The sequence below is a fragment of the Trabulsiella odontotermitis genome, assembly GCF_001297775.1.
Lineage (GTDB): Bacteria > Pseudomonadota > Gammaproteobacteria > Enterobacterales > Enterobacteriaceae > Trabulsiella > Trabulsiella odontotermitis.
Genome location: NZ_LIFX01000005.1, coordinates 136,438 through 159,332 on the forward strand (window position 1 = coordinate 136,438; position 22,895 = coordinate 159,332).

Annotated in this window: 26 protein-coding genes; 15 read left to right on the forward strand and 11 right to left on the reverse strand. The window is 43.9% G+C overall.

Annotation, left to right across the window (positions count from 1 at the left end; translation table 11 throughout):
• Positions 1 to 112: 112 nt before the first annotated feature.
• The 6 genes from AOY23_RS08020 to AOY23_RS08045 all read left to right on the forward strand — a co-directional run bounded on the left by AOY23_RS08020 (position 113) and on the right by AOY23_RS08045 (position 3,177).
• The gene (locus tag AOY23_RS08020; protein WP_054178980.1) at positions 113 to 460 is read left to right on the forward strand and encodes a hypothetical protein; all 348 of its coding nucleotides are present in this window, start codon (positions 113 to 115) and stop codon (positions 458 to 460) included.
• A 67-nt stretch (positions 461 to 527) separates the two neighbouring features.
• Positions 528 to 1,523 (forward strand): capsid protein, encoded by a 996-nt coding sequence (locus tag AOY23_RS08025; RefSeq protein WP_054178979.1) that lies wholly within the window; start codon positions 528 to 530, stop codon positions 1,521 to 1,523.
• A 16-nt stretch (positions 1,524 to 1,539) separates the two neighbouring features.
• Positions 1,540 to 2,049: an HNH endonuclease signature motif containing protein gene (locus AOY23_RS08030; RefSeq protein WP_054178978.1), complete on the forward strand. Its 510-nt coding sequence runs from the start codon at positions 1,540 to 1,542 to the stop codon at positions 2,047 to 2,049.
• Positions 2,050 to 2,067: 18 nt separating this feature from the next.
• Positions 2,068 to 2,493, forward strand: coding sequence for a hypothetical protein (locus AOY23_RS08035; RefSeq protein ID WP_054178977.1), 426 nt, complete (start codon positions 2,068 to 2,070; stop codon positions 2,491 to 2,493).
• Positions 2,477 to 2,776: a hypothetical protein gene (locus AOY23_RS08040; protein ID WP_054178976.1), complete on the forward strand. Its 300-nt coding sequence runs from the start codon at positions 2,477 to 2,479 to the stop codon at positions 2,774 to 2,776. Before AOY23_RS08035 ends, AOY23_RS08040 begins: the two co-directional genes overlap by 17 nt.
• A complete protein-coding gene (locus AOY23_RS08045; protein ID WP_054178975.1) occupies positions 2,749 to 3,177 on the forward strand; it encodes an endonuclease domain-containing protein in 429 nt (142 codons plus the stop codon). Before AOY23_RS08040 ends, AOY23_RS08045 begins: the two co-directional genes overlap by 28 nt.
• 54 nt (positions 3,178 to 3,231) lie before the next feature.
• Here AOY23_RS08045 and AOY23_RS22530 read toward each other — a convergent pair whose 3' ends face one another.
• From AOY23_RS22530 to AOY23_RS08060, 3 genes are all read right to left on the reverse strand, one after another.
• A complete protein-coding gene (locus AOY23_RS22530) occupies positions 3,232 to 4,308 on the reverse strand; it encodes a hypothetical protein (RefSeq protein ID WP_032191052.1) in 1,077 nt (358 codons plus the stop codon).
• Complete coding sequence (locus AOY23_RS22535) at positions 4,244 to 5,383, reverse strand: DNA cytosine methyltransferase (protein ID WP_054178974.1); 1,140 nt, start codon at positions 5,381 to 5,383, stop codon at positions 4,244 to 4,246. Before AOY23_RS22535 ends, AOY23_RS22530 begins: the two co-directional genes overlap by 65 nt.
• A gap of 134 nt (positions 5,384 to 5,517) precedes the next feature.
• Entirely contained in the window at positions 5,518 to 6,726 is a 1,209-nt protein-coding gene (locus AOY23_RS08060) for a site-specific integrase (RefSeq protein ID WP_054178973.1), read from the reverse strand.
• Between the two features lie 762 nt (positions 6,727 to 7,488).
• Between AOY23_RS08060 and AOY23_RS08065 the strand changes: the two genes are divergently transcribed.
• Positions 7,489 to 9,222 carry a ParB N-terminal domain-containing protein gene (locus AOY23_RS08065; RefSeq protein WP_054178972.1) on the forward strand — a complete coding sequence of 578 codons (1,734 nt, stop codon included), beginning with the start codon at positions 7,489 to 7,491 and terminating at the stop codon, positions 9,220 to 9,222.
• 3 nt (positions 9,223 to 9,225) lie between these two features.
• A complete protein-coding gene (locus AOY23_RS08070) occupies positions 9,226 to 10,149 on the forward strand; it encodes an HNH endonuclease domain-containing protein (protein ID WP_235501706.1) in 924 nt (307 codons plus the stop codon).
• Between the two features lie 64 nt (positions 10,150 to 10,213).
• Here the strand turns inward: AOY23_RS08070 and dndE are convergent, their stop codons facing one another.
• Genes dndE through dndC form a run of 3 tightly spaced genes read right to left on the reverse strand, consistent with a single transcriptional unit; the run spans position 10,214 to position 14,207 of the window.
• Positions 10,214 to 10,579 carry a DNA sulfur modification protein DndE gene (gene dndE, locus AOY23_RS08075; RefSeq protein ID WP_054178971.1) on the reverse strand — a complete coding sequence of 122 codons (366 nt, stop codon included), beginning with the start codon at positions 10,577 to 10,579 and terminating at the stop codon, positions 10,214 to 10,216.
• Entirely contained in the window at positions 10,576 to 12,549 is a 1,974-nt protein-coding gene (gene dndD / locus AOY23_RS08080; RefSeq protein ID WP_054178970.1) for a DNA sulfur modification protein DndD, read from the reverse strand. The genes dndE and dndD overlap by 4 nt, the downstream gene beginning before the upstream one ends.
• 2 nt (positions 12,550 to 12,551) lie before the next feature.
• Positions 12,552 to 14,207, reverse strand: a complete 1,656-nt coding sequence (gene dndC, locus AOY23_RS08085) for a DNA phosphorothioation system sulfurtransferase DndC (RefSeq protein ID WP_054178969.1) — start codon at positions 14,205 to 14,207, stop codon at positions 12,552 to 12,554.
• A gap of 427 nt (positions 14,208 to 14,634) precedes the next feature.
• On the opposite strand from dndC, the gene dndA reads away from it, so the two are divergent.
• Together dndA and AOY23_RS08100 are read left to right on the forward strand one after the other, a co-directional pair.
• Positions 14,635 to 15,759: a cysteine desulfurase DndA gene (gene dndA / locus AOY23_RS08095; protein ID WP_054178967.1), complete on the forward strand. Its 1,125-nt coding sequence runs from the start codon at positions 14,635 to 14,637 to the stop codon at positions 15,757 to 15,759.
• Complete coding sequence (locus AOY23_RS08100) at positions 15,756 to 16,565, forward strand: restriction endonuclease (RefSeq protein ID WP_054178966.1); 810 nt, start codon at positions 15,756 to 15,758, stop codon at positions 16,563 to 16,565. Before dndA ends, AOY23_RS08100 begins: the two co-directional genes overlap by 4 nt.
• A 28-nt stretch (positions 16,566 to 16,593) precedes the next feature.
• Here AOY23_RS08100 and AOY23_RS08105 read toward each other — a convergent pair whose 3' ends face one another.
• On the reverse strand, positions 16,594 to 16,845 hold the full coding sequence (locus AOY23_RS08105; protein ID WP_054178965.1) for a helix-turn-helix transcriptional regulator: 252 nt from the start codon (positions 16,843 to 16,845) through the stop codon (positions 16,594 to 16,596).
• 126 nt (positions 16,846 to 16,971) lie between these two features.
• Here AOY23_RS08105 and AOY23_RS08110 point away from each other — a divergent pair, with 126 nt between their 5' ends.
• On the forward strand, positions 16,972 to 17,232 hold the full coding sequence (locus AOY23_RS08110) for a helix-turn-helix domain-containing protein (RefSeq protein ID WP_038162508.1): 261 nt from the start codon (positions 16,972 to 16,974) through the stop codon (positions 17,230 to 17,232).
• 254 nt (positions 17,233 to 17,486) lie between these two features.
• Here AOY23_RS08110 and AOY23_RS08115 read toward each other — a convergent pair whose 3' ends face one another.
• Positions 17,487 to 17,738, reverse strand: a complete 252-nt coding sequence (locus AOY23_RS08115; protein ID WP_049855621.1) for a zinc ribbon domain-containing protein — start codon at positions 17,736 to 17,738, stop codon at positions 17,487 to 17,489.
• A 295-nt stretch (positions 17,739 to 18,033) separates the two neighbouring features.
• Here AOY23_RS08115 and AOY23_RS08120 point away from each other — a divergent pair, with 295 nt between their 5' ends.
• Positions 18,034 to 18,633, forward strand: coding sequence for a DUF1062 domain-containing protein (locus tag AOY23_RS08120; RefSeq protein WP_054178963.1), 600 nt, complete (start codon positions 18,034 to 18,036; stop codon positions 18,631 to 18,633).
• A 306-nt stretch (positions 18,634 to 18,939) separates the two neighbouring features.
• Here the strand turns inward: AOY23_RS08120 and AOY23_RS08125 are convergent, their stop codons facing one another.
• Positions 18,940 to 19,305 carry a FaeA/PapI family transcriptional regulator gene (locus AOY23_RS08125; RefSeq protein WP_054178962.1) on the reverse strand — a complete coding sequence of 122 codons (366 nt, stop codon included), beginning with the start codon at positions 19,303 to 19,305 and terminating at the stop codon, positions 18,940 to 18,942.
• A gap of 170 nt (positions 19,306 to 19,475) precedes the next feature.
• Between AOY23_RS08125 and AOY23_RS08130 the strand changes: the two genes are divergently transcribed.
• The 3 genes from AOY23_RS08130 to AOY23_RS08140 are packed head-to-tail and all read left to right on the forward strand — an operon-like array spanning position 19,476 to position 21,905.
• Complete coding sequence (locus AOY23_RS08130; RefSeq protein ID WP_054178961.1) at positions 19,476 to 20,219, forward strand: winged helix-turn-helix domain-containing protein; 744 nt, start codon at positions 19,476 to 19,478, stop codon at positions 20,217 to 20,219.
• Positions 20,212 to 20,679 carry a FidL-like protein gene (locus AOY23_RS08135; protein ID WP_054178960.1) on the forward strand — a complete coding sequence of 156 codons (468 nt, stop codon included), beginning with the start codon at positions 20,212 to 20,214 and terminating at the stop codon, positions 20,677 to 20,679. Before AOY23_RS08130 ends, AOY23_RS08135 begins: the two co-directional genes overlap by 8 nt.
• Positions 20,680 to 20,729: 50 nt before the next feature.
• The gene (locus AOY23_RS08140; protein ID WP_327152790.1) at positions 20,730 to 21,905 is read left to right on the forward strand and encodes an HD domain-containing protein; all 1,176 of its coding nucleotides are present in this window, start codon (positions 20,730 to 20,732) and stop codon (positions 21,903 to 21,905) included.
• Here the strand turns inward: AOY23_RS08140 and AOY23_RS08145 are convergent.
• On the reverse strand, positions 21,902 to 22,639 hold the full coding sequence (locus AOY23_RS08145; protein ID WP_054178958.1) for an SDR family NAD(P)-dependent oxidoreductase: 738 nt from the start codon (positions 22,637 to 22,639) through the stop codon (positions 21,902 to 21,904). The genes AOY23_RS08140 and AOY23_RS08145 overlap by 4 nt on opposite strands.
• A 1-nt stretch (position 22,640) precedes the next feature.
• Positions 22,641 to 22,892 (reverse strand): acyl carrier protein, encoded by a 252-nt coding sequence (locus AOY23_RS08150; protein WP_038162525.1) that lies wholly within the window; start codon positions 22,890 to 22,892, stop codon positions 22,641 to 22,643.
• Positions 22,893 to 22,895 lie beyond the last annotated feature (3 nt).

Below are 22,895 nucleotides of genomic sequence, written 5' to 3' on the forward strand. Positions count from 1 at the left end.
GCCTGAATCGCGTTGTACATCGCCAGATGTGCATTCGTATACCTGCACCTGTAAAACGCGAAATTACCTCTCAAACACCACACATAAACCCATTTTGCATTGAGATCTGACAATGACCTTACTGACACCTGAAAACGTGGCAGCGGCTAGGGCTGCCCGTAGCGTAAGGATTGAACACTGGAAAGCCAACGCCAGCCAGCTTAAGCAGGACTTTGCTGACGAAGTGCACTGGCGGCGGCTCGCCTCACGCTTTGGCGTGCGTATGCCCTCGGCGTATGTTCCCGGCTCTGAGCTGCGATTGTTGCGCAGGGCGGCCAAACGCGCGGGCATCTCTGGTGCTGACATGCGCGATGCTTTCGGTGGAGGCGTTGCGCACCTGCACGAGCTTAATCCCCGCTGGCCTGCTTTCGCGCTTATCGGCCTGATTCTTGAGATCGCGGCTGAAAAAGCTGCTGCCTGATCCGTCACATTCTCTTTTCCCATTTCTATAAATCGCGCTGGCTAACGCTGGCGCGGGAGCTATTTCTATGACTGACAATGTTTATACCCCTGACCAATTCCGCCCGCACTGGGGCGGTGTAGATGCTGACAACGACATTCACATTGAAGCGTATGACCGGGACGTTCAGACCCGCCTTGAGGCAAAGAGCGTCTTTCTGGCCGAGGGGCTGAGCACATACAAGCCGCTGAAAGCCAGCAACCAATACCGCATTGATCGCCTGAGTGGTGATCTTGAGGTGAAGGGCAGAACCGCAGGGCAATCGCTGGAGCCTACCGCCGTTAAGTCGGACAAGTTGGTTATCTCTGTGGATACGCTGAGTTATATCCGCATCCCGATTGATTATCAGGATGACTGGACTGCACCCACCTTTCGCGCAGAGCTGAGCCGCAATATCGGCACTGCGCACGCTAAGTTCTACGACGAAGCGCATACCATCCAGTTAATCAAAGCGACTGACTTTGTACCGCCGCCGACACTGCAACCAACGTTTAACCCGATTACGGATAACGTTGTCTCGCTCGACCTGACAGCGGTGAGCGCAGAGGACGCCGCAAACGAATTGGTTCACGCCGTCAAAGCGGCTGCTAATCGCTTCCTCACTGAGAAAGATATTCCGGTGGCCGAGCTGGTGCTTCTCATTGACCCTGCATGGTTCAGCATCCTGATGGAACATAAGAAGCTGATGAACGTCCGTTACAGCCGGGATAGTGGCAACGATTACGCATGGCGGCGCATCGGTTACGTGGCCGGGGTGCGAGTTATTGAGCTGAACAGTTACCCGCAGGAAGCAATTACCGCGCATGAGCTGGGCGCTGATTATGATGTGACCGCAGGGGAAGCACTAACACGGGCGACGCTGTTCCGGCCTGTGTCTGTACTTGTGACAGTCGAAGCGCAGAGCATTATCAATCGCCAGTGGGATGATGAACGCGAAATGACAATGGTGATGGACTCATATCGCCTGTTCAATGTTGGGCTGCGCCGCCCGGACTGCGTTATCAATTTCCGACAAGCTGCATAACTGGAGGGGCTGAGTCATGGTTAATGATCCTTACGCCCCTGAGCTGCTGTGTTCCCTTTTCCTGTATGACCCGGTGACAGGCCGCCTACAACATAAAGCTAACCGACGCCGGGTTAAGGCTGGCTCCTATGCTGACTCCACCCGGCGAGCTGATGGCTATCGTCAAGTTGCCCTGCGACTTGATGGCAAGCAGTACCAGCTAAAAGCCCATCGCGTGGCGTGGATTCTTGCGCATGGCGCTATTCCTCACGGTAAGCAGATCGATCACATCAACGGTATCCGTGACGACAACCGCCTATGCAATCTGCGTTTGGTTACGCAGCGGGAAAACGACCAGAACCGACGCAGGGCAAGGGGGTATAGCTGGAATAAGGGCTGTAGCAAATGGGAGGCTTACATACGCGTTGATGGTGTACTCCGTCACCTTGGCTTATTTACTACCGAAGCGGCGGCGCGTGCTGCCTATCTAAAAGCTAAAGCCAGATACCATCCCTCAACGCCAGCCGATTTGTTGCAGGCTGCCTAATCCTCGGAGGTTCCATATATGGCTGATGAAAAGCCAATTAAACCGCTGGCAGATGATGACCCACGCCGCCAGCGGTACGCTGAACTGTTGGCGCAGGCTGGCCGCATGACTATTCCCCGACTGCATCCGGGCGATGCTAATAGTGTTATGAGCCAGCTTGCGACGATGCTCGGCGCACCTGTCCCGATAGTCGGTGCTATGACTGAGCACGCCGCTGCATGGCGTGCCTGTATGCTGGAGCAAGGGCTTGGCGATCTTCTGGATGGCTTGAGTAAACAGGTGCTGACCATCTTCTTTCTGCTCTGCTGGAGAGACAGCGCCTTGCGATTGGCGGGTAAGCAAAAGGAACGGCTTACAGCGGCCAGCGAGGGTTTGACCATTGAGCAATACCGGGCAATGCACCCGGCTTACAGAGAGAATAAAGAAGATGATAACCACGATTAAATTAAGGTGGCGGTACATCGAGCCGCCGCCAATGAATGGCGCACTCGCTGACCTGAAACAGTGGGTAATGGATACCGGAGAGCCTGAGCTGGAAGCTGAATTTCGTAAGCTGCTGGGGCTGATGCGCCGCAATGGTATCAGTTACGAACGTGTTAATGTGATGGCCGATGAGCTTTATGTTCTGGTTTGCCAACGCCAGCGCGAAGAATACGAAGCCTGCAAGAGGGCTGCGTCTGACAATGGAGATTTTGAATCATGGTTACACGGACAGACCAACTACTAAGAAAAGCGATGCGGGACTATCTGGAACACCTCGGCAACATGCCGTTGGCTGAACGGATTACAAACGCTGCTGTATTCGAAGATGTTTATCGCTTTCTGTTGAATGGTTCCGGGCGGCTGGAGTTGCGCCGCGCTGATGTGGCCGCTGTCCGTGTCTTCCTGTGGAATTATCAATACCGACGCTGTGCGGTGACAGGTAAGCCGCTGCGCCTTGCGTCTGCCGTGCTGGATCACTGCCACCGAACAGGGCGCGTGCGTGCTGTGGTTCATCGCTCTGCTAATGCTGCCGAGGGTGGCTACCATACTGGGCGTTTGTGTGGGCTGTCGCCTAGCAGCATGAACGCGATGCTGGCGAGCTACCGCCAACAAAACCAAGGGCTGGGCGTTGTTTATCCGGGGTGATGAGTTCTGGCTGCGCCGGGTTTGCACCCGGCACGAAAGATGTTTAACTTCTAGTCAGTGGGTTACGCAGTTTTCCATAAACGCATTAAGGAATTGATCTGTAATTCCTTGAGGTTTGCGTCGTTCACAAAGAGAATACAACTCTTCGACTGCTGAGTACGGGAAGAATTTTGTGTCCAGCTCTCGGAATTGCGGCATATTCGCAAACTCAATGACTTTAGCGCGATATTCATCGGGGGCTACGATTGTCCATCTGATATCTTGAAGCCGTGGGGCATAGTCACAAAAATTCTTCATCCGGGTTAACCCGCTTTTAATCCCAGTGCTGTGCTCAATTTCCATCACGGCGGGCATTAATTTTCCATTTCTAAACCAAATGCAATCTATTAGTTTTGCACCGTCAATGGCCTCGCTGTACGAGCTTAATACCTTTTCATTTGAGAGGCTATCAATTACCCCATCCATTTGAGCAATGACTTTTCCGTTATATTTAAGTCCACGATCATTAGCTGCCACCCATGTTCTGTAGCCTAAGTGGTGGCCGATTTTTACTAAGGCAATCTGGATTTGTGCATGTCTTCTTGATTCTTCAATCGACATGCCCTCCACTGGGCGGATCGTTTCCAGATCAACGCTTTGATATACAACTTCTGTTTTCATCTCTGATATTACAATATTAGCTTTGTATTCAGAGAGCTTACCGTTTTCGTGTGGTGAATTGGGTAAGTATACAAGATGCTTGTGGCCTTTCTTTACCGTCTGTTTAGTGTTAATAACTTCTAAACGGTCGAGTTTACACCAATAAAATTGCGGTGTGTGCGCAAGCAAACTCTCAATAACGGAACGAGAGTTATAGCTTGCACCAAGCACTCTATCTAAATTGATAGGCGCATCCTCTTGAATTGCGTTAGCCAAACGCCAAAGCATCTGGCTAGAGATGCTGTCCATCTTTGCATCTTTGAGCGTCTCGCCTTTGGTTGGGTTAAAACGCTTAAAGCGTATCGGGCCTTGTGGCGACTTAATCGAGTCGACAACAATCTTCCCAGCATTACTTTCATTCACATAATCAAACTGCCTGTTTTTGGGCAGGTTGGCTATCGCATTCACAAGATTCATTGCTGTCAAATTCATCTTTTATCCCTAAATGCTCTAATATAGATTTTGCTATTCCGAAGGCCGCAAGGTAAGGAACTCCATTGCCAACAGTTTTGAACATATTTGAAAGAGTCATATAAGATGGCAATTCAAACTCTTTCGGCAAAGACTGAATGGCAAGCGCTTCTGCAACTGTTATTCTGCGTGGCTTATATGGATGTAAATGGACCTCGTTGTTACCATAAGCAGCAGTCGGAGAATATCTCCAGCGGTGGAGGCGCTTGTAAGATTTTTTACTATCGTCACCTTCTGCAACAGCCTTGAAGCGAACTAATCCGGCTCTGGCCGTAAACACATGCTTTGCGTTCACATGTTCAGAAACATTGTTTTTCTTAAACCAGTAATCAACAGTTAATTCTTTTGGGAGTGACTCTGGCAATGCCAGTATAGAGTCCTCGGAAAATTCATTTGTTGTTGGCCAACTGTAATTAAAGGCATTACGATCGGGGTATAATCTGCCACTCCAATTAAATGACTTGGCTAATTTCTTACTTTGGAAACCCAATAGAATAATGCGCTCTCGGTCTTGCGGAGCACCGTATTCAATCGAATTAATCAACCTTTCATGAAGGGTGTAACCCACATTCATCAACTGCTCTTTGAGATGCTCAAAAAATTCACGATGCTTGAGTGTACGATATAGCCCCTTGACGTTCTCGAACAAGAAGAAGTCAGGTTTCATCTCGACAATTATATCAATGTAGCTTTGGGACAGCTTACCATTTTCCCCATCGCGCCCTTTGTTCTTGCCCGCAACGGAGAAGTCCGGGCAAGGTGGGCCACCAATGAAGCCAATCAGTCTTTTCTCTTTCTTGAGGGCTTTAATAGCATCCTTCAACTGCTTGTGATCAACTTCCTCTATGCTCTTTTCTGCATAGCCGAAACGGGGGATAGGCTTGTTCATTACCGCACGTGAGTGCTTGTAAGCATCCATAAACGGCGGGTGAAATTCATTCACAAAAACCACTTCGTAGCCTGAGTTTTCAAAGCCAAGGTCTAAAAAGCCTGAGCCGGAAAAGAAAGAGAAGATGGCGGGTTTAAGTGTGGACATTTTTTACCTATTGCTGATCATTAAGACATGCGAAAACGCCCCTGCATCTTAACAGATGAGGGGGTCATTGCAACGGATTGCGGGTAGCTGTAGAGATGGGTTGGCTCAGATGGACGGTACAAACATCCATAAATTTAAATGGTTATTTGATGGTTCACAAACTCCACGTAGCGCGACAGCTCGGCTGGTGCTGCTGCGTTTTTTGAATATGTTTTGAAGCTCTCCGTGTTACCTCGCTCATGGCCGACGAGCAGGGCAATACGATCCTCTGGCACTTGAGCACGGTCGAGCTGTTGCACAAACGCATGGCGGAGTGAATGAAACACTTTTCTCTCTGCGGCAGGCTCGCCAAGAGCTTTACGCTTGGCCCGAGTGAATTGCTGCGTGTGCCACGTTGAGCGTTTCCCATCCGCCCGGTCTGTGATTGAGGCATGATAGAACAGAAAACCGCTATGTGTGGTTTTGAGCAATGATTTCACGAGGGGGATTAGTTTGCTGTGTATTGGGACGATTCGCGCTGCGCTCTTGGTTTTCCCTTCGGTGATCTCAAAGCACAATATACCCTCGATAGTTTTAATGCTGCTTTCACGTAGCGTACATATCTCATTGATCCGCATACCGCTGTATGCACCAATAGCCGTTACTGCCTTCATCTCGTCATCAAGCAAGGCATAGACCTTTGCCAGCTCTCCCGGTTCGAAGACTTCATAGCTGACTTTGCTGCTTTTTGCTTCGAGCGCATGACCGCGCCAAGGATTATCCTGCGGCGCATCGTGATAGCGATTGCGTGCCAGATCCCATATCTGCGCCAGTGCGCTTATATAGTTCTGGATAGTTTGGGGCGCTCGCTCCGTTTTGAGCTTATCTAACCAGCCTGTAACTATGGTTCGATTAATATCCCGCAACTGAACATCTTTCTTTTTCAGGTGGGTTAACAGCACCTCTACGGCTTTATTGGTCTTGGATAGCGTGGTTAGCTTTCGTTTCTCGCTGTATTGGAGAAGATACAGATCGCGCATTTTAAGCAGGGAAGGGCAAGCCTGAATTGATGCACCAAATGATGCGGGTGCTTCCTTGGCATACACACTTACACGGCGTAGCTCATCAATGATTTGATCGACGGATGAGCCGCCTTGCGGCTTTAGCAGATTCCGTAAGCGAGTCCACTCCAGAGCAATAGCATCCCGAAACAACCGTGCTTGGCGTATGTCACGTGTCCCTGTGCTTTTCATAAAGTAGCGCTTCCCTTGGAACAGGTGGCGCATGTAGCTGGGGATAGCTATCCGCACGAGGTAATTCCCGCAGGGATCTAAAACTAGATAACGATCTCTCTTGAAACTCATACAAACCCCGGTTATGTTGTCAGGGCTTTTTCATGGCTAAACAGTCTGTGAAATGTGCCGGGGTTATGAGCTTTAGTCTCGCTGGTTCAATGAGTTAACAATGATTCTTGAAGCAAGCTAAGCCGCTATACCCCGTGCCGGTTCGAGTCCGGCCTTCGGCACCAAGTGATGCAATGAAGTCGCCTGAGGGCGGCTTTTTTTGTGCCTTCAGATATCTCAAGTTTGCTAGTAGAATATGATTTTGTCCTTCAAAAAGTTAATATTATATGTTGCTTGATTTCGCAAACAGCGCCAGCATTTGCACGGTCATTTGAATGTGCGCCATAGATTTATAGGTTAGGTCGAAATTGTATCTCTTGTACCAGTGATTGAGCAGTGCAGCTTTGATATTACAAGTTCATAATTTATTATGTATAGATCAAACATTGAGATTCATAAGTAAGGACTGGGTCATAATGACGTCAGTATTGTATGAGAACATACATGTATTCACAGAACTGAAGGCGGTTACCTTAGTGAGACGGAAGCGATAAAGAGCTTTGTGGATCTCAAAGTTTTTGTAGCCTTCAATTGACAGATGAAATCTGCATGCAGGACTTGTTGTCTATTTTTTCATAAATATCAATGGGTTATCTAAGTATTAACTTGTTGGGCAATCAGATGGATCACTTGACAATGAAAAATATAAGGGAATAATGAGAAGCGTAAAAACACAATTGAATGTTCTTACGATGCAATATACAAATCTAAAAGGAAAAAGGAATGCATAAGCTCACATTTGAATATCCAGCAATTAAAATCAAACAGAATGAAATGTGTAGTGATGTTGTATTGTTTGGTGCTTCTGCATATGAGATTCGTCAATGGGCAGGTGTTCCTCAAAAGAAATCATTTGATGATGTAGAAACAGTCGGTTTTCAGCGTGTTGACAATAAAGCAAGATTAAGTGAATTGAAGAAATTTTACTTAAATCAGCAAAACGTAGTTCAAAACACTCTTATCTGTGCAATGAGAGATATAGCTGGATGCTCTGTCAATTTCAAAAGCAAGGATGGTAATGATGTTGCAGGGGTCCTCGAAATTGAATTTCCTAGTTTTTATGAGATGCCGATTATTGATTTATTTGGTATTTTGAGACAGTCCTTGGAAAGCCGTTTACATGGAAAAGTGAATCTTTCATTGTCAGAAGAAGAAAAGCAAGAATTAAAAAAACAATTATCAGTTGCAAATGAATCAATGGAGATTGAGTCAGAAGGTTTCTCTATACCAGAGGACGTATATGATGATAGAGAGGACTTAGAAGAAGCTCAAGGTTCTGACCAAGACTCTCTAATTTTTGATGAGTCACATATAGCAGACTTCATAAAAGAAATTGCATTACGCCATGAAATATTAAAAGAGAATCCTGGATTATATAAAGATCGAGAAAATTTTCTAGGGTTTTCTAAAGAATCTCTTATTTCATTTATTCTCCCTGTTTCTTTAGTTGATGGGCAGCATAGACTATTAGGTGCCATTAGCGAAATTTCTTCTAGGCTTGAAAATGGTGAATTCGATGATGAACTTTCATCTTTTATAGATAGTGGTATTGATGCTCCTATGGCTAATGATGAAATTTTGAAAAGACATACGCGAATATTGCCTGTTTCATTACTAATGTCAGAAAGTCCATCTGAGCAAGTATTTCAATTCGTCGTTATTAACCAAAAAGCTACGCCGATTGGACGTTCTCTCTTGGGAACTATAGTCTCGACAACATTGACTAACGATGAAATGGAAGTTGTTTCGCAGCGCTTAATGGATTCCGGTATACAACTTGAAGAGGCTCGGGCTATAACATGGATGGCGAGGAATCCAGCAAGCCCTTTTGCAAATCTTGTAGAACGTGGTGTTAATAATGATTCTAAAGAAATGTTGCAATGGTCTGTTATGGGGAAAATTATAAATATCTTCAAGGAGTTAAAAGGCGGGATTCTGTTCGGTGAGAGGAATGATTACGCAAAAATCTGGCAAGAAAAATATCTGGCTTCATCAGGTGTAGTTGCTGATTTTGAGGACTATGAATTTTCTTCACAATATGATTATTGGCGTTCCCTCGAAGGGCCGTGGCGAAAAATTTTTGTTTGTTTTTGGAATAGAGTAAGTAATAAGCTAGCTCAGCGAGAAAATAATGAGAGAAAAAATTTTTGGGGAGCCCCTCGTGAATCTAATATTTTTAATAAAATTTCATTAATGATTCTTTCTTCTGATTTCTTTCAATATCTTGTTGAAATAAGGTCAGGAATAGATTCGACAGAGCATTTAGAGGTCTTAGTCGATGAATGGTTGCAGGAGATCAAACCTGCATACTTTGATCGGGATTGGGAATTATCAGGTGTGAAAAAGGATTCAAAAGGAATTAGAGATCGTTGGGCTCAGTTGTGGTCAGATTATAGAAAAAATAGTTCAGCGTTGCCTCAAATCAGAATGTATCGTAATCCTAAGAAGACTGACTGACTTATGGAAAGAGATTTTAATTTCGTAATTAATAGTATATTAAATATACAGAAAGCATGGTGCAACGATACTCAAAGTGAATTATCGCATATGTCTTTTCCTGACCCCATGCTTGGATTCCGGAGGGATCTTTTAAAAGGTGATATGTATCGTGAATGGGGGCGTTGGTTCATTGAGCAGTTTATTGATGCAAAATATCTGTCAAATAACGTGACTTACGCTGAAATTTTTTATGATGTTTTTTTAATTATTGATAAGATCTGTGGATGGACTTATGACCGAAATGATAAACAAGAAATATCGGGGATAATATCTAAATATGTTCTACAAAGAATAAGAATTATCACTGAAAGTTATAAAAGAAAAAAAATATCTTTGTCCGAGAAGCGTGAGTTATTGGAGCTACTCGGTGACAAACCTCGCTGTTGGTTAACCGGTATGCTTTTTTCACAAGAAGCGATTGACCTTTTCTTAGGTAGACAAAATGCGACCATAAAGTTGCCAGACTATGTAGATAAATATATGCCAATAGGCTTAATTGATCGAGATCTAAAAATAGAAATTGATCATCTCTATCCTTTCGCATTAGGTGGCGATGATTCGATAGAAAATTTTCGATTGATTTGTGGTTGGGCAAATATGGTGAAAAGTTCGCAAGTGACAATGTATGGGAGGGGTACCAAATATACTAAAAAAATACAACCATATCAAAGTATCGATAATTATTATTGGGCTATTCGAACATTAGGTTTGAAAAGAAAATGTGAGTGTGATGGATGTAAAAATAATCTCGAAAACTCACAATTGACAATATCATCCTTCCATGGAATTGGGAAAATAATAAATCCAATAAGTATGAAAATTCTGTGCTATGAGCATGCTCAGGAGCGCGAGCGTTTTGTTTTGCGCACTGAATTTAATAACTAAGGGTTATTCATTGCCCCTTAATTCTTAAAGGCACATATTCATTATATGTACCTTTGCTATTTAACTACAAAAAAATCATGTCATCCAAATTGTGAACTCTATTTAGCATATACGAGATACCACGATGTAAGTGAAGTTTAAATAAGTAATTCATATCCACGGTTTCGGGGTGGTCTTTATAGTCCTCATAAACTCTCTGTTTAAGCAAAGCCAAATATATTTCTGACTGTTCTCCAGAGAATGTTTTCCATGTCATCTCAACCGAGCTGTCAGTCATAATATCTTCATGAGGAGGAATTGCCTTTTCTGAAAGGGACAAACAGAATGCCCACCGACAAAGCACATTCCAATTCTCAATCCCAGTTCGACGTTTTAGTGTGATAAGCTGCTGCTTCGCTTTTTCGGATAATCGTACGTGTTCGATACTCACAATGCGCCCTCCAGATATCCTTTTGAAAAGTATGAAGTCTCTTCTTTTTCATCATATTCGATATGATATTCTTGAGCTATAAAAGATTTCAATTTATTGTAATATCGCCCATAAATTTCTTCATCAGTGGAAAGTAGGATAACTTGTGAAGCTGCATTGGGGAAATACTGTTCTATCAAACGAGTTCTATGCTCACCATCTAGGCGCCCCATTGGGGTATCAATGATTGTTGGTAATTCCTTTCCTGAACTATCAGCTAATCCCCAAAGGATAGCTATAGCTAGTAACTGTCTCTCCCCGGCGGAAAGGCGATCTGTTGAAATTTCAGTTTTATTTGACGTAAATAAAGTCATAGAATAATCAAATGGGTTAATCTCAATTTTACTAATTAGGCTATCTTTTCTTTTCAATTGATCAAATTTCGATTTGATTTTTTTCTCAAGCTTAGTAATATTGTCTCTAACAAGTTTCTTATTAAAAGAAAGAATTATTTCTTTTAATGTGTCTATATGTTTTACAATTTGATTCTGCCTTTTATGTTCGAAATGTACAGAGTTCGTGCTAATCAAAATTGAGCTAAGTTGGCTCTCATTTTGTTTGATTGCACAAATGGTTTCATTTAATGAATTGACCAATTGTTCTTTTTCTTTTTGCACAATTGCTAATTTTTCTTCTTGTTTTGCATGCTTTGTGAATAATTCCTTTACCGATTCAAGTGTTGGGATTGCATTTATTTTTCGCTCGGACAATACAATGGCTTCTTCTATTTCTGTCTTGAGGCCTAGAAGTTTATTCGCTGAACGTTTATCCTCGGCAATGCGATCACTTAAGCTAGAAAAATAGATAGGGTTAGTATCCAAATAACAATTGATGTTATTTTTTTCTCTTTCGTTTTCTAATAATTTATTAAATTCACTTTTCAAACGTGACAATTCATCATTGTCTATAACATTTGACAAGATATTTAACAGTTGTTCTTTTTGTTTCTGTAACAATGCTTCAGCATCTTTAAAAATATTTGATTTTCGCTCAAGTATCGCTTGAGCATCTGCTTTACTAAGTAAATCCCCTAACAAACCTAGTGGAAGAGGACCTGAAACTAATTTAAAAAGCTCATGCTTCACAGCAAATAATTTCTGTGAAAGTTCTGTTTTCTCTTTTTCTAAAGATGATTTTAAATCTAGTTTATCTGCTCCGCTAGAATGCATTTTGTGCTGAAGAAAAGCTAATTTCACTTCTTCTTCTTTTTCTCGTACTTCAATAGATTTCAGTTGTAAACTAAGTTGGTCTTTATATTTATTTAGTGACACTAGTTTCTTCTTTACATCTTCGAGAGCGGTTGTATCTTCTTTATTTAATTGCTTTTCCTGCTTTTTTTTCTTTAGTTCGTTTAAATCGATTGCTAATGTGGATAGGAGCTCAAGTCCGAGTAATGCTTCTATTCCTGTTCTAAGGAGTTCTGCTGAACGTTTAGGATCAGCGAAGTTCTCGATTTTTTCACCATCGAAGAAAAATAATTCAGAAATCGATTGAGGGATAAACTCATTAACAAATTCCTCCCAATGTTCACTTAAAAGCTGGTCATGCTTACCATTAAAACAAACTGAAATATTTTCTCTGCATTCTTTATTAGCTTCTTTAACCCATGACCTCTTTATTTCATATACCTGTGGGGCTTTTTTATCATCACCATGGCGAAATCGCAGAGAGACGCTTGCTGCTTTGTCTTCAGAAAATGAATTAATATTTTTTTCCAAGTAAGCTAAATATCCTAACCGCCCACGATTAGAACATTTTGCAAACTTACCGTACAGTGCCAGCTGAAGTGCATCCAGAAAAGTCGTTTTACCGGCACCATTGAGAGCACCAATTAATATGATTGGTTTTTTGTGATCAGGGCTATCGAGTGAGATAGTATGATGTCCTTGATATATTCCAAAATTGTAAAGTTTTATTTCTTCAAAAATCATAATTATATCTCTTGAACATCAATCTGTTCTAATTGTAAATAATCGAAGTTAACGAGAGATTGCTCAATTTTTTCAATTTCCCATTGCAATTTGTTTTTCTCATTATCATCAATGTTTACGTCTTGAATTTTATATGCATTCTCATTTAGCCGCTTTTCGAGTGCAAATTTACGTGCTTCTGAAATGTCATTAAAAGCTGTTTTATCTAAAGCAGCTTCAAGTTCTTTATAGAGTGTGGAGCGACGAAGAAGATGCTTGTGTTTATCGGCAATAGTTAGCAACTCACGAACTTGCTCATATTTAAGCCCATCGGTATCATCAAATTCCGCACACTTTTCTTTTAATTTCTGCATTACGCTGCGGTTCAGCAATGGATGATTTTTGGCCTTATCTCCAGGATAAGGTTTGTTCATGACTGACTGGTAAATCGAAGGGACGCTATCCTCAACTTCATTTTTGCTTTCCACCCATAATTCTCGGATAGCTTCTAAATCCTCAAGAGTAAGGAGTTCCAAATCTTTCACTTCTTCAGGTCCAAGGGCCTGTACTTGCAATTGGGCTTCTAGTACTTTTCGCAACATATGTTCACGGAAAGCTTGCCGGTATGGTCCGCGAACCAAGTCTGCACCATATTCATTGATGTGGACTGTTAAGCTTCCGTTCATGCGCCTAAAGTCACGGCGATCTTTGTCAGCCTGAATCTTTTTAGCTTTCTTTTCCCTGTTTGAATCATTTATGTCGATCTCATTACGTAAGGCAAGAAGCGGATACATCCATTCTTTTTCGCTATCGTTCTGGATCATTGCTGACATTGATTTATCTTCTCCAACCATTGTGCAGACATAACACCCGAAACGGCTGTCGCCACAACTTGGAGTTGATTTGTCTACTACTAAAGGGCATTCTCCATCCTCTGTAGCCCCTTGATACATAGTTAAAAGTTCTTGGTTTTTAAAACCCCAAGGATTTTTAACTTGCATCAAAAATTGCCATACATCGTCATTGCTCCAGTCTGCAATAGGTGTATATACCCAGACCCTATCCAGTTCTTTGTTTACAGATAAGCCTGCTGCGCGCCGGGTGTTATCGGCTCGGTTCTCATAAACTTCCATTGTAGTTGCTCGAGCATTGCTTTCTGCTTTACGGGTACCCAGTACCAGAATTGCCTCACCGTTATTTTGGACGACACTTTTTATAAAGTTGTTTGATGGGCTGATTTTTAAGCGATCCGTACACCATCTGAACTTGTAACGCGGCGCTGGATAGCCTCTACCGATTAAGTTCACCCAAAATCTGTCGTTAACAGCTGGAGTCAGGCGATGCGGTACCAACGGAATTTTTTGTTCTCTTACGGCCATTTCCATTTGCTTGAGGGAGCGGGTGACCCATAGAGCAACGATAGGGTTTTCGACCAATGTATCTGTACTGATGACATGAACTTGCTTGTGAGCTCGTTTCTCAACAGTGAGCTCAGAAAGTGCTTGCCAGATCAGCTGGAGAATTGCAGTGGAGTCCTTTCCCCCGCTATAGCCGATAACCCAAGGTATGTCATCGCTCAAGTAAAGATCTTTCGTTTGCTGTACAAGTTTGGCAATCGTCTCTTTAAATCCAAGATCGTCAAAGGCTGAGCGAGCTGGTTGGTGATTTTGTACTGTCATTTTCTACCTTTGGTTAGTTGAGAGCTTGAACGCGCTACTTGTGCGACAACTGCAACATTCACAATTGACGTATCACTAGGAAACGACAAGAGCAAACCTCTAACTTTACAACCTATGAGGGGATTTGTCTCTTGCTTGCGGCACCAGGAGGGATCATTTGATTGATCACAGAGAAATGTTCACAGTTATGGTTTTTTATCCACTTTTCTCTACATTTCATAGGGACAATACGAATGGTTAACGTTTCTTTCATCTCAGTTATCTTAAGCGTCTGGTGGGTGGCGTCAATAGCTAGACCCTTAAAAAATACTATATACTTATACAGCTCTTTGATTTGGCTTTTGATGTTTCGCTTCTTGATGTCCCTATACGGGTATGTCAGCATACAAGTTACAAAAACCTGTACTCGTATGTGAGTGGAACGTCGATGAGCATCTACCTTGATTGCAATGCAACAACCCCAGTCTCCCCGACTGTCGCAGAGTTAGTGACATACTACTTGCGAGAAGAATTTGGGAATGCAGGTAGCCGTACTCATGAGTTTGGTTTGAGTGCTAAGCATGCTGTAGAAAAGGCACGGGGACAAGTGGCCTCACTGGCGGATGCAGATAAAAGTGAAGTTTTTTTCACTAGTGGAGCAACGGAAAGTAATAATATTGCAATCTTAGGGTTGAGTGCTGAGGCAATAAAAAGTGGGAAAAGACATATCATAACGACTCCCATTGAGCACAAAGCTGTCCTTGAGCCGATTGGGTATCTTGCTAAAAATGGATTTGATGTCACTTACTTAAACGTAGACCAAAGCGGTATTGTGAATCCGACCGATCTTAAAAAGTCATTGCGTGAAGATACACTTTTGGTATCTATTATGCATATAAATAATGAAACAGGCTCAATACAACCCATTAGCGAAATTTGTAAAATCCTTGAAGATCATGGTGCCTATTTTCATATTGATGCCGCTCAAGGATACGGAAAATATCCTGAAGAATTAACTAATAGTCGAATTGATATGTTGAGCATTAGCGGCCATAAATTATATGCACCTAAAGGTATTGGTGCTCTTATAGTCAGGAGAAGAGGTTTTTCGAAAATTCCTCTCGAGCCATTGATGTTTGGTGGAGGGCAAGAGAAGGGATTACGTCCAGGGACTCTGCCTGTGGCATTAATTGCAGGATTAGGGTTGGCATGTTCCGAAGCCCAGGAACATTATTTGGAATGGCGCAATAAATGTCAGAAAATAAAAACGTCGTTGCTTGATATACTTTTGCCACTAGGCGCAAAAGTGAATGGTGAGAATAGTGCTAGCCATGTCTTAAATATTTCAATACCTCATGTAAACTCAGAAGCGGCGATGGTAGCCCTGAAAGGTATTGTTGCAGTATCAAACGGTTCGGCTTGTACTTCACAAAATTATACGGCAAGCCATGTTCTTGAGGCAATGGGATATGACGAAGAACGAATTGATGGAGCTATCCGTATTTCATGGTGTTATATGACGGAAGAACTTCCGTTAAAGGATATTCAAGAGAAAATTCAGAGGTTATTGTGACAGCAAAGACTATTGTTGATGCAGCTATTAATGCTTTGAATATATTGGAGCGTGCAGCTTATGTTACTGAAATATATGAGGAAATAATTTCTTATAATTTATATGCATTTGGTGCTAAAGATCCAAAATCAGTTTTAAGAATTACACTTGATCGCCATTGCATAAATAAAAATCTTGGCATTATGCATCAAAGTAGGCATTTTGTGAAATTGAGTGATGGGCGATATGGACTAATCTCTCAAAACGTACATTTTAGCGATAATAATTTAAGTTATTTTCTTAATAAGGCTGAGCCTGTTGACACATCTGCATTAAAAATACATGAATTAGCCTCATTGCAACGAGAAAGAGTACGGAAAGAAATTATTGAAGGTCTTAGAGAATTATCAGCAGAGCAATTCGAAGATTTTTGTCGTATTTTTCTGACAAAATATGGTTTCCTTAAAATGAACCTTACTCGGCGTGGTCGGGATGGAGGGATTGATGTCACTGGCCTCTTAAAAGCAGGTTTGGCAAGCATGCGCGTTGCTGTCCAATGCAAGAAATATTCTGCTGAAAATAAAGTAGGCAGAAGTGCTATTTCTGCTTTTCGTGGAGATATTACTGGGGAGTATGAGCAAGGTATTTTTATTACAACCAGCAGTTATACAAAAGACGCTGAAAATATTTCATTTAAGCCATCATGCGTCCCTATCGTGCTTATCGATGGTGAGCAACTTGCAGACTTCATGATCGATAAGCGTATTGGGGTTCAGACTAAGTTAATTGAACTCTATGATTTTGAAAGAGATCTTTTATGGGAGTAAAACGATTACATAGTTTGCGTGAACATAATTAAGCTTTTTCGTTGAACCAACCCGCCACCACCTCAGCCAAATCATCCTCAACCGTATAAAAGTAACAAGCCGGGATATTCAGAACGGCCGCCAGCTTACACGCCAACGCAAAATCAGGTGTGTGGATCCCTCGTTCATACTGGTTCATCCGGGCGCTTGCGGTGGCTTCATCAATGCCCGCGAGAATGCCTAATTTTTGCTGGGACAGGCCAGCTCTCAGGCGCGCTTCTTTTAAACGGTGTGGCAGCATGATGATCCCGGTTGTCTGGAAACAGAATCATGATTTTGGTATTTAGCAGTTGAAAATGTACTAAGCATTCCTTAGTATTTGCGGTGAAAATCTGAACTGCCAGGTTGATTCAAAGAGGTTACGTATATGGAAAGAAAAGATATGCATCCGGCTGATATTATTGCTCTATTACATAAGCGTAAATCATCATTAGCCGCACTATCCCGCCAGTCGGGATTGGGCTCTTCCACGCTTGCCAACGCGCTTAGCAAGCCATGGCCTAAAGGCGAATATCTCATTGCAGAAGCGCTGGATCTTGAGCCAAGCATTATCTGGCCGAGCCGCTATTTTGATGAAAAGGGTAACTTGATTGATCGCCGGAAACTAATGCGTTCTGTGAACAAATGATCGGGTTGCTGGGGCATAGCTATACCGTTTTCTATGCCTCCGACCTGACTCCCTTCCACACACAAATACTCCCAACAAACTCCCAAACCCTTTCCCTCGCTCTCCTCACCATCCCCTTATCAAACACCGGTTCGTGGCGGGCGATGAACCCACGCCCTTGCCATTCCTCGCGCACATGCCGGATGTGCGCGTTTATGCCGTAGATTTCATGCAGAATGACGACAGCCTGGCGACTGGCGGCGGCCACGGTGGGTTTAGTCGTCCGCTTTATGCGCCCAGGCGGGCATTGCGGTCAGGTAGCGCTTCGCGCGCTTACGGGCTTCCTCCGGGCCGACATGCTGCCAGCTGTCGAGAAACTCCGCCGTACCGGCAAGGGCTTCTTCCCAGGGTTTCAGGTTCCCTTCTTTGTCGCTGCAATAGTAGCAATATTTATCGCTGGCGCTCGGCTGGTCCATCACGGACATCGGTACGCCGCAAGCCTCACAGAACTTATCGAATGTTGGCATGGTACTCTCCTTGTGTGGTGTTTGTGGTTAATAAATATACTTATTTTCCCGCCCCTGGAATGCCATGTCAGATCAAACAAACTTGATGGTAATGCCACAATCATTGACTAAACGTATATATATTTGGCTTTGGGATTGCTACGCTCGGCATCCACTCATCAAAACAAGGGACTGTTGTGCTGGAAATCTTTTCTTAACCCGCTGAAAAGTATCTCACCGATATTTTTCGCATAACAAACGCGAAGGTTCGTTTTTTAACGGATCCAGTTTTGTATGGGTTAAAGAAAGGTACAGTATGCAAGTCACATGGATTGTCAGCCCTGTCGGCTATCAACGGGTTGCCAGACGCTGCCCGGCGTGCAACGTCAAACGCGAGTTTCTCCCGGCCGGAGCGTTCCGGATGAATTCACAGAAAAAGCGGCTCGATGTCTGGAGCATTTATAAGTGTACGCACTGCGATTACACCTGGAATATCAGCCTGTTCTCCCGCCTGCCGGTGGGCCGCATTAGCCACACACTCTATCGCAGGATCATGGCGAATGATGAAGCTACGCTTGTGCATTTTTCGCATGATGACCAGATCCTGAAACGCAATAATGCCGTACTGTCGGGGATGCCTGAATTTCACGTTCGCGAGCAGTGGTCTGCGGGGCATCTTTGCAATAAACGGTTAAAGGTGCACATCCGGCTGCGTTGTTCGTTTCAGGTCAGCCTGTTGTCGGTGATGAAAAAACAACTTTTTCTCAGCGCCAGCGAAATAAAAAGACGGATTATGACGGGTGAAATTGCCGGTGTTACTCTGAAGGAACTTAAATCGACAAAACGGAAAACAGCCGGAATTGTGATATGGGTGTCTGCCAGCGTGTTTTATTCCGGCAGAAAAATCATTATCTGAATCGTGGAAAATGAGAAAAACTGAAAAACGATGCCGCCAGTATGGGGCATCGTTACAATTTCAGATCAGATCGCACAGTGGGTAATCGGCAATCAGCTGACCGGAAAAAGACTAAAAATCACATTTCACTTTTTATTAACAAAAATGTTTAAATAACGCTTTAGGTGTAGATAAGAGAAAAATACGTCGCCGAAAAATGTAAAATAATATTACTGCATGAATATTCTATTAAGAACTTTCTATAATATTTGCGAGATCTTCCTTTCTCATTTCAGGTGTTTTAAGTTTATCTGGTTGATTTATTTATCATTGTTGCAACCGATAATGCTCCTTGTTAGAATGATCGTTAATTTCTCCGGTATCTTTTGATAAAAACCATTGATGGTGCTTTTGCATCTTATCCCGGATGACCTGGCCATATTTTTCCAGCGGCAGTAACAAATGCCTGACTTTATAAATTGAAATACCGCACTGGTCGGCCAACTCCCTCGTGGACAGACCTTCAGTGCTATGTTTATTTAACAGATCGAGAATAAATACTTGTTCCGGAACCCTGACCGTAGCGAAGCCACTTATTCCCGTTTCCGTCGTCAACAGTTGCAGATTGTCGAGAGGAGCGTTGTAGTCCTGATGTAACGCACCTGAGTTGTAAGAACACAGCGAGAGTTTCATTTTGCAGACTCCACGGTTTTAAAGGAGTTTACAGTATGCCGCCTCGCTCGCCAGGCTAGCAACGTTAGCTGGAGATTGACGCACATATAGAGTTTTTATCTGCTTTTTATCTTGTTTTTTGATAAAAGCTCTATCTGTCGGTAGGAAACGCGGTTTGGTAAGGAGGTGACATGAGGTTTGATATAGAAGGATTTATTACTTTTGACACCGAGGATGCCTCACTCGTTAACGTGTTGACCGGGGACTGCATTGAATTATCCCAGACGTCAACCCGCCTGCTGGCGGAATTGCTTGAACATCAGGGCGATCTCTTATCGCGAAACGAAATCTTCCAGTCTGTTTTTGATAAATATGGCGCACGTGCGTCAAACAGCAACCTGAATCAATATATTTCTACGCTGCGCAGGAACCTGTGTGATCTGGGCGTGAAAAAAGAAATCATCGTCACCGTACCGCGCATCGGCTTTAAAATATCTGAAGATGCGATTATCAATAACGATCGTGAGTACAAAACGCCTTGCCTTGATGAGAAAATGCCTGACGCTCCGGCTCCGCTGGTATATCAAAAGCGGCGATACTGGCCCCTGTTTACTAAACTTCTCATTGTCGCGGCCAGTATTATAATCATGTTCGGTATTTACGTTGGCATCAGTAACGTTAATGATGAAACGCAAGAAATCGCGCACGGAAAATGCCAGTTCTTTTTATCCCCTGCGCTTTCTATGAAGGAAGTTGAGGAGAGTTTTCATTTAGCATCGCAGCCATTAGATTGTTCTTCCATTAAAGATATTTATGTTTATCGTCAGCAGATAAAAAGCAGTTTGGGGAATTATATGCAGTTGTTGATAGTTGAGTGTAAGAGGAGTAAAAGCATCTGCGTCAGTTTTTACATCAGAGAGCAGGGCAATGGTTAAACGAATCATAACGGTTATCGTTTCCGTGATCATCATGCTAATCGTTTCAAACGAAATCTACGCCCGGCATTCTTCTTTTTCATGTGTATCGCAATTTTCTATTGTGCGGAACATCAATACAGTTAATACTCGTGCGGAAGGTTTTGCTTTTTTTGATATCAGTGACGGGCATTTGCTGGTCAATATCGATGGGTTACTCACGAAAAATAATGAAAAGTATATTATCTCGCGAACGGTTAAATTGAAATATAAAAGTTATAATACTAACGCGAATTTATATACAATATTGCATATCAAAATTACTCGTGATGATTCTGATAATGTGAATGATAAGATTGCTAACGACTTATTTTTTGGTGAAGGAGGGGAAGGGAAACTCGTTTTTATTAAAAAAGTAAGTGATGACATGTTCTTATTTGGTAACCACACATTCCCGCAGTATGGTTGCAAACGACGTTAATCAGTGTGGTTTTGCTTAAGTGGAGTATAAAATAAGTTAAATTCTCAATTATGATAAATATAAACCTCACAGAATCACTGGCTTGCATCTCTAAGATAATAGACATGATCAACCCCCGGCTTAACTTACATCATGTCAGAACGGCGTTTATCGCCTGGCATTTAGCCAGAGAGTCCCATTTTTCGCTGGCGCAGTGCCGCAAAACACTGCTGGCGGCACTTCTCCATGATATTGGCGGCCTGGATGAGGAGTCGCGGCTACAACCGCTTAGCTATTACGATAATGAACTTAATGATCATGCGGCGATCGGCGGTGCATTGCTGGCAAGCGTTCCCTTACTGAATCCGTTGCAGGATATCGTGCGTTATCACCATATCCGCTGGGAAGAAGGTAAAGGCGAATATGTGGATGGTAAAAAAGTACCGAAAGAGAGCCATATTATTTATCTCGCTGACCGCATTGATGTTCTGGTGGCGCGCTATCGTATGGAAGACCTGGTCGCGGAAAAAGAAGCCATTACCAATATTATTTTCGAAGGCGAACATTCACTCTTCAAACCTGAATATATCACCGCATTCAGAAAAGTATCCAGTTGTGAGCATTTCTGGTTAATGATGACGTCGACGGATTTCGATGATTACATTAACGAAATACCGCGTATCCGCAATGACGCTATTTCATTACATAACTTTCGTGATATCGCCGGGATGCTGGCGTTTGTTGTCGATGGTTTCAGCCAGCATGGCTTACAGCATTCGCTGGTGATTGGCCGAATAGCCGGTTATCTGGCAAGAGAGCGGGGAATTGCGCCAGTCCAGTGTCTGAAAATTGAAATTGCCGGGTTGTTGCATAATCTGACGTCCCTGGCGTTGTGCGCCGCGCCAGCCCATGCCGGTGATGAAAACGTGGTCTGGGAAGTGCTTTCGCCCATTGAGGCTATCAGTGATATTGCCATCTGGTGTCGGCGTCAAAAAGAAGGAGAGGCGGCCCCGGAAAACCTCCCCGAAGTGAATATTCTGAAGGCCAGTATTTATCTGGCGTCGTTATTGCCGGAAGTCACGTTATTAACGGAATTCAACGCGCGCGTTGGGGAAACCGTGGAAATCGCGCCGGAACTGACGGAACTGGTCTGCCAGCACAGCGCGGTGTTACTGCAAATTTTTAATGAATCTGTCCGGGAACGGCTCGCGCTGGTGCAGTACATTAATCAGCTGAGCAGACACTAGACAGACAAACCACCATCAATCACCAGCGTCTGGCCGGTAACATAACCACTTCCTTCCCCAATCAGAAATGCCGTCGCCTGTACCACATCCTGCATCCGTCCGAGACGACGCAGCGGAATGTTCTGCCGCAACGCTTTCAGCTTCGCTTCCGGAATGGTCTGTACCATGTCGCCTTCAATCAGCCCCGGCGCCAGGCAGTTTACCCGAATGCCAAAACGCCCGACCTCCAGCGCCAGAGAGTGCGCCAGCCCAATCATCGCCGCCTTGCTGGCTGCATAAGCCGTCTGCCCGCTGTTGCCTTTGAGCGCCGAGACGGATGACATCAGCACGATGGAGCCGCTCCCCTGCGTCATCATCGCCGGGAGCAGGTGTCGGTTCCAGTTGACGATGGAAATCAGGTTATTTCCCAGCACCTCATGCCAGTCTTTTGCGTTCTGATGAATATGCAGCGCATCAAGGGTCATCCCCGCGTTATGCACAATGGCGGCGGGTGCGCCGAACTCACGAATGAGCGACGTCGCGACCTGTTCCACCCGAGCTTCATCGTTGCCATCACAGCAATATCCCTTAACCCAGGTGGCGGCATTCAGGCCCCGGGTGAGCGTCAGCGTATGGTCGATACCCGCCTCGCTACGACCGGTAAACGCGATATTCCACTCCGGCAACAGGTGAGTCACCAGCGCCCGGCCGATCCCCCGGCTTCCGCCGGTAATTAACATCCATTTCTGCGTCATATCAGCCCGCCATCTGCTTCTCAATCGCCTGGCACAATTCCCGCAGCGTCATATGCGGGTTCTGTATGAACATCTCCGCCGTCAGCGTCACCGAAAACTCCCGCTTTGCCAGCACCATCAGCTCAACATAGTCGAGGCTGTCCAGCTCCAGCGCGGGCAGGGTGGTATCGGGGGTTAATGCCTCTGGCTCCAGATCTTTGGCGTCGCAAATCATGTCGCTGATTTTGGCGTAAATCATCTCGTATTGACTCATGGC